Here is a 7,571-nt window from a genome sequence, read left to right on the forward strand (position 1 = left end):
ATGCTGATTTTTTGTTTGAAATGCCTATACCTCAAGATGGCTCATTGACTAATGTTGAGAGTGCTTTACAAGTAAAAGTAGAAAATAGTGATAGTTCTTGGAAATATGATGAACTTAATTCTGGACAATTTAATATTACATTTATTGATCAAAATATGGGATTATCATCTTCATTTAAGCACCTTGATGATATTATTACTATTTCTAATATTATATTTATTGTAATAAATCGAGATCCTTATTCAATTAAAGTTGCTAAAAAGATATTAGAGGAAATTTCACGGAGTACTGCTCAAAAACCAGAATTTCTAAATAAGCGATTTTTAATTTGTTTAAATGACAATTCTTTCTATGATAAAAAAAATGCTTTACGTGATGACGATATTGAAGAGTTTTTAGAACGCAGTATCGACTTTAAGCGTAAATATATATCAAAGATAAGTAACTTTAAAAAGGCTGCTAATAGTAGTGAAATAAAAGAAATCTCTTCAGCTATTATTGGGAATAAGAAAATTCAAAAAAATAAGTCTAAAAAATCTTTTACAATATTAAAAAGAAAGAAAGATTAGTTTTTAATGTGGGATAGGGCAGAGAAAATTATGTTGAAATGTTGGAGATTATTTTTTTGTCAAAAGAAAGCGAATATTTCGATTGAATTTGCAATTGTTTGTCCTTTTTTAATCGCTCTATTTGTATTTATGCTTGAGTTAAGTAGAATTATGATTATTGGTTCTGCTTTAGATTTGATGTCTACTGAAATAACAAGAAAAGTAGCAATTTCTGAAAATACAAATTATGCTGAACAAATGCAACAATTAGTTACCTCAGAAGTTAAATTATGGCCTTATTTAACTAATTCGGACGATTTTCATATAACAGTAACATTTTGTAGCACAATACAAGATATAGCTAGTAATTCTTGCCAGATTACGCTTAGTGATAATACTCGCCTAATATTATTTAATTTACAATATGACTATCGTGCTATATTTTCTGAAATATTTTCAAGTATTTTAGACTCTTCTTTAACAAAAAAAACAGTTGTTTACCGTGAATTTTATGAAAAAGTGAAGGACTAAAATAGCAATGAAATATTTGAATAATTTTTTTCGCAATAAAAGCGGTGTTGTTTCAATTGAGTTTGCGGCTTGCTTTTTTTTATTTTCACTATTAGTCTTCATTATTTATGATGTATACAGTACCATCATGCTACAAAATAAACTTGAACGGGCAAATTATACAGTTGCATCAATTTTTCGTGAAAGGTCAGCTATTTATCCAATGGTGGGTAATGCAAATAGTTCTAATAATTATTTAACATGTATTAGGGATCTTAAATCTTGCTACAGATCTCATGAGTTATTTGACGATAACCAAGTGCAAGAATTGCGTCAATTGGCTAGTTCATTATTAGATCGTGACGTTGCGATAAGAGTCGATGCTTTATTTGTTTTACAAGATCCTAGACATCCGCAAGACTTGCACTATGCTAAATTAGCCACCCTAAGTTCAGAATCGTGTTCTGCAGGAGTTTGTGATAGCGCTATTAGCTATTTTGGTTCATTACCTGATATGATTGGAAGATCATCCCCTAGAAACAATGATTATTTAAAACTTATACCCTATGTTCAAAGAACAATTGATCCAGCGACGGGATTAACTGGGCGTTGGATTCCATTATATCGAATTAGCATGTGCATTGTTAATGAAGAGAGTCTTTATTTAAAATGGAAGAATTCCAGTAGAGAGGCAACGGATACTTTCCCAAACTTGTGTAGTAATATTGCACTATTATCTCGTTGCAATAACATTGCGGAAAATAATGGTTCGGCTTGCCCTATTTATCATCGTTAATTAATACTCTTTTAAAAGTATGAGAGGATTATATGAATAATAACAAATTAAAACAGAACAATTGTAAAAAGAAAAGCTTTTTTAAGTGTACTGCTGGAAACGTTATTATAAGTTTTGCAATTATGCTACCCGCTATGCTTACTTGCATGTTAGTTTCAATTGATCATACTCAAACTATGCGTAATCGGGCTAGATTATCAGAAGCAACTAATGAGGCTTCATTAGCCGTTATTGCTATAAATAATAAAAATGCTGATGAGGCATCACTTGAACAAAACCAGCAAATGGCATTGAACTATATTAATTATTTTGTTCATCAAAAAATTAGTAGTGATAAATTAGATGGTGCTAATATAAAAATAGAATATAAAGAAGATAAAAAAGAATATGATATTGCCTATAATCAAATTTTTAATTCTTTAATTACTCGTAACGACTATACTGGCAGTACGGAAAGTGAAGCGATTTCTGTAAGTAATAAAACGGAAAGCTATGGCAATACTCAAAAATATGATGTTCGTGATTCAGTTGCTATTGCGTTTATTAGTGATTTTTCAGGTTCAGCAACATGTGAGTACAGCAATACGCAATGTAATGATTATACTGCAGTTGTTCGAAATAGTGATACACGACGCCTTAATTATATGAGAAAGGCAATAGGAGACATCATTAGCAAATTTGAAAAGTACCCCACATATAATTTTGCTTTAATTCCTTATGATATTGGAGTTCCTGTTTTAACAAACGCCAAAAATCCTGCTGGTGGTGAAGGTTACTCGTGCTCAGTTATGTACAAAATGAAAGAGCCTTACGATTCAGTTGACTATAATTTCTGGGCGAATAAAAATATCGCATATCCTAAATGGAGTAAGTTGAAAAAAATTCATCTAATTGATGATTATTTAACTTATAACTATTTTAATAAATTTAATAAAAATACAGCATATTACTATCTGGATTATTATTATTATCTTTATTATTCAAAAATAATCGGTCCTGCAGTAGGCGCTCATAGTGATAGTGATTTAGTAGAGAAAAACCTGTGTGAACATAGGCATAATATTGAACAGGTTAATATGGGATCTTCTCGATATGCTTGCAATAAGAAAGATCCTGTTGACTACCCATTATCCCTTGGAAACAAAAAAAAAGTTGAAAGGCAATATGCTAAAATAGTTCAATTATATGATTATATGTTTTCTGGTTACTATGATGATGTGCATTATTCGTTTGCCAATACTTTGACAGTTGATGTAGATGGAACTCTCAGGTCATTATTTACAAAAATGGATGAGAATACAATAACGTTTAACCGCATTATATCGCCTACCATGACTAGTTTTTCTCCATTTCAAGGGATGTGTCAATCGCCTTTATACAGTAATGGTATCATGAGTAAAAAAATGATTAAAATGCCAGATTCAAAAAGGCTTGCTGAAGCAGCGAACCATGTTAGAAATTTTAAAGCATTACCTCATTTAATCCCTTTAAGTGATGATGATGAAGATCATAAAGCCCACAATAGAGAGCTTCGAGGATTTATTAGCGATAATAATGTAACTTGGCAGCCTGGTGGTGGAACGGATACTATGACTGCTTTACTGAGAACTGTGCCTGTGATGGCTAAAGAAAGCTCTAATAATAAAATTATGATTATTATTACTGATGGTAAAGATGACAAAGGTGCGGATAAGCTTAGAGACGATTTTTTAGATGGTAATGTTTGCCAGAGTATAACAGAAGGTTTAAGGTCTCAGGAAAACTATAATAAAGGTTATATTAAAAAGCCTGCTAACGCAGCCGCAATTTATTATATAAAATTAGATCCTAATGCTAGTAACTTGACAACTGAGGCAGAATATGAGGCTATGTACGGCAAATGGTTTACTAAATGCATGAAAAAGAATAAAAACTACTTATTTGAAGCTCAAGATTATCAGTCATTATTTGATGCAATAAATAGAATTATTGAGGTAGAGACAGGTAACTTTATTAATAAAAGTGAGTGAGCAAGATCAAGATAATGAGAAATAGGAGTTGCCAAAAATGAGAATTACAAAAATCATTATATTATTTATGACCTGCATATGTTTTCCATTGTTAGCAGAACAATCAGGAGATAAACGTACAGATGCATTAATTTTTCTCAATGCGTCAGAAGCAGATCCAATTGCAAGAACTAGCTTAAGGAAAACAGGTCTAACTATAGAAAATGGTGATCTTTGGATTTGGGGTTACAGATATACAGGACAACAAGGTAATGGGGTTACTCGTGTTCGTCGTGACCGCATGCCCGCTAGAGTTAATACTTTTGTTAGAGCAGGACTCTCTATTACCCAAGTCGCTGCTGGTAAATATCATATTATTGCACTTGATGATCGAGGTGATGTCTGGGGGTGGGGTAGAAACTTACGCCAAGAAGCTACAGGTGGTCAACAAAAGAGGAATGGGAAAAAAGATGACAGATATGTAAACGAACCTGTTTCAGTTTTGAAGGAGCAAGATGTTATTGAAATTGCATGTGGGAGATACAATTCTTACGCTTTGACAAGAAGTGGGGATGTTTATTCTTGGGGAAACAATCTTCGTGGTCAATCGGGGACGGGTACTCGTTCTTCAGCAATTGCACTTACAAAAATTACTGGATTTGGAGGTAAAAAGATAGTAAAAATTGGTTCCGGTTATGATAGTGGTTATGCTATTAGTGAAGATGGGGAAGTGTTTGCTTGGGGAGACGGAGATCGAGGTGCTTTTGGTGAAGAATTAGTAGGAAAAAATAGATTTCAAACTAAACCTAAAGCTATTACACAGAACCTGAAAGCCGGTATAACTGATTTTTCTAGTGGTAAAAAGATTTTGTATATTGGTGGTGGAAGTGCTTACACTATGATTTTACTTGATGATGGTAGAGTTTATGGTATGGGAAAATCTAGTCGCTTAGGTATTCAAGGTCCATATGAAGAAGATGAAGAATTACCAGAAGATAATGATGATGGAGACAGTGATGATTTGGATGAAAATAATGATGAGATTGAAGATGACCGAGATGATTATCATAAAGAGTTAACACCAGAAGAGATAGATGAAGAAAATGAAAAAAGGGAAGATCAAGGCTCTACACATCCTACCCCAACGTTGGTTACAACAAATGTTCGCTCACTTTTTTGCCGTTTCCGTGGTTGTGTTGCTATTACTAATGATAATAAATTAGTGACATGGGGACATAAAAGAGGAATTTATAAAAATATATTGTATGGGGCAAATCCAACAATTAGAGATAATATTCATGGCCCTTTGACCAAAATCGATGTTGGTCATCAACACTTTTTTTATTGGAATGAAGAAGGACAAGCTTTTGGTGTTGGGTACGGTTCGAGTAGAAAAATTAGTCCTAATAATAATAAAAGACAAGATTGGCCAGGATTGGAAATGAAATTTCTTACTGATGAGATGAAAAGAGTTTATGGTGATAATTATATTTTAGGGCAAGTACAGTAATAATGATGAATCAACTACTAATTAATGATGTTATTATTTTAACAATTTGGGGATGTTTATTAGTTGCTTGTTATACTGATTTAACACGCAGAATAATATCAAATTATGTTGTTTGTATAATTTTTATTCTCGCTATTTTGAATTTTATTTTTGGTGCAGGTCAACTAAATTATAAAGCATCAGGAATATTTTTGATTTGTGGTCTATTTATGTTTTATTGCCGATTAGTTGGGGCAGGAGATATAAAATTAATTACAGCGCTCTTGATATCTGTTCCACCGAATGATGTTTGGGGTTTTTTAGTGCTAATTACATTACTTGGGCTGCCGATTGCGATTATAGCAATAATATATAAATATATTAAAAAACCTGAAACAAGAGTCACATTACCTTATGGTCTAGCTATTAGCGGAAGTTATTTTTTAACGTCAATTACACTATTTAAAACAGTATTCTAATAATTACTTATTGTTCTCCCCCCCCCCGAATAATTACACTTTGATGGATAGTTTTTTTGGGGGGGACATTTATTTGGCTCTGTATATTCTTTACGCTAAGATTAAGTTCTAACCATCAGCTCACGCGATAACACATCAGCTTATGATATATATCCATTGATAGACTAGATTTTTGATACGGTTAAAGCACTTAGGCTTGATATTGGCAACATCCATACTGTTGCCTATTTTTCCACTTTTTATAGCTAACCGAATTACCTATGTGTAGCTACCCCCTAAAATAGTACAGCCAAAAAGTAGAAAATTCTCTATGATAAAAGTAAAAGAGGATTCAATTATGAAAAAAATGACTGAACATCAAATCGTAGCTATTTTAAAAGAAGCTGAAGCGGGTATTCTCGTTAAAGAGCTGTGCCGTAAATATGGCATGGGTAATTCAACTTTCTATAAATGGCGAGAAAAATACGGCGGAATGGAAACGTCGGATATCAAACGCTTAAAGGAGCTTGAGGATGAAAACCGCAAGCTTAAGCAGATGTTTGCCGAACTGAGCTTAAAATCTCAGCTTCAGGAAGAAATCATAAAAAAGCTTTAGTGCCCACAAAGGTACGTAAAATGTGGGCACAGCAACTACAACAAAATCATTCAGTTACTATTGATATGAGTTGTGCCATTGTTGGCTTAAGCCGTTGTGCTTACTATTATCAACCTAAGTTACTGGATGATTCAGTGATTGTTTCAGTGTTGAATGCTATCACAGACCGGCATTTACGCTGGGGCTTTCCTAAGTGTTTTAATCGTATCAGAAAGCTCGGCTATCAATGGAATCATAAACGGGTATATCGGGTGTATTGTGAATTAAAGCTTAATCTCAGGGTAAAGCGTAAAAAACGCATTCCTCCACGAAGCCCAGAAAGGCTATCAGCACCCAGTAAACAAGGTGAAGCTGGTCAATGGATTTTATGAGTGATAGTCGTTGTAATCAACGTCGCTTTAGGACATTCAATGTTATCGATGACTTTAATCGTGAGGCGTTAGGTATTGATATTGCAGTAAGCTTACCGGCAAGAAGGATTACCCGTTATTTAGATAAACTGGCCGAATATCATGGCTATCCATTAAAAATACGAGTAGATAATGGACCAGAATTTACAGGAAAAACCTTTATAAACTGGGCTAAATCACATGATATAGCCATTGATTATATAGAGCCCGATAGCCCTTATCAAAATGGCTATATTGAACGATTTAATCGTACCTATCGTACTGAGGTACTCGATTTATATCTTTTTAACAACTTAGCGCAAGCAAGGAGAATAACTGAAGAATGGTTAACGGTTTATAACACCGAAAGGCCGCATGAGGCATTAAATAACATGACACCGATTGAGTATAAAACACTAAAACAAGCAGCATGATTTTCTACGTGAGTTGTGTACTAAGTTTGGGGTATTTACAAAAAAGATCCCACTTTTTAGATAGGGATCTTCTTAGTCTGTTTAAAATAAAAATGTCTCAGTTAATTATTGCTAATATTCTTTACGCAAATAAAACCAGCCTAAATTACCTTTTTTATCACAAATATCTATTGATTTATGTACAACCAATAAATCAAGATAGATATCTTTAAAATCATTGAAAAAAATCAGCTACAACTTCAGTATTAGCTATCTGCATTTCTTCTTCCTCTTCTTCTGATAAGTTATTATCAAAAAACATTTTTATTGTTAATAAATTATCTTTATTTAATTCTGCTGTAAT

Annotated in this window: 6 protein-coding genes and 1 pseudogene; all 7 read left to right on the forward strand. The window is 33.0% G+C overall.

What is annotated here, in order from left to right; translation table 11 throughout:
* Positions 1 to 569 (forward strand): hypothetical protein (locus tag A9G30_RS13035; RefSeq protein WP_176700899.1); only part of this gene is annotated, 569 nt, incomplete at its 5' end.
* A gap of 6 nt (positions 570 to 575) precedes the next feature.
* A complete protein-coding gene (locus tag A9G30_RS10450; RefSeq protein WP_065588911.1) occupies positions 576 to 1,079 on the forward strand; it encodes a TadE/TadG family type IV pilus assembly protein in 504 nt (167 codons plus the stop codon).
* Between the two features lie 16 nt (positions 1,080 to 1,095).
* Entirely contained in the window at positions 1,096 to 1,854 is a 759-nt protein-coding gene (gene tadF / locus A9G30_RS10455) for a tight adherence pilus pseudopilin TadF (protein ID WP_176700900.1), read from the forward strand.
* Between the two features lie 32 nt (positions 1,855 to 1,886).
* The gene (locus A9G30_RS10460) at positions 1,887 to 3,863 is read left to right on the forward strand and encodes a TadE/TadG family type IV pilus assembly protein (protein ID WP_065588913.1); all 1,977 of its coding nucleotides are present in this window, start codon (positions 1,887 to 1,889) and stop codon (positions 3,861 to 3,863) included.
* A 37-nt stretch (positions 3,864 to 3,900) separates the two neighbouring features.
* Entirely contained in the window at positions 3,901 to 5,352 is a 1,452-nt protein-coding gene (locus A9G30_RS10465) for an RCC1 domain-containing protein (RefSeq protein ID WP_065588914.1), read from the forward strand.
* A gap of 2 nt (positions 5,353 to 5,354) precedes the next feature.
* Positions 5,355 to 5,810, forward strand: a complete 456-nt coding sequence (locus A9G30_RS10470; protein ID WP_065588915.1) for an A24 family peptidase — start codon at positions 5,355 to 5,357, stop codon at positions 5,808 to 5,810.
* 337 nt (positions 5,811 to 6,147) lie between these two features.
* Positions 6,148 to 7,228 (forward strand): annotated as a pseudogene (locus tag A9G30_RS10480) (IS3 family transposase).
* Positions 7,229 to 7,571 lie beyond the last annotated feature (343 nt).

The sequence above is a fragment of the Gilliamella sp. Fer4-1 genome (assembly GCF_001690515.1).
Taxonomy (GTDB): Bacteria; Pseudomonadota; Gammaproteobacteria; order Enterobacterales; family Orbaceae; genus Gilliamella; species Gilliamella apicola_C.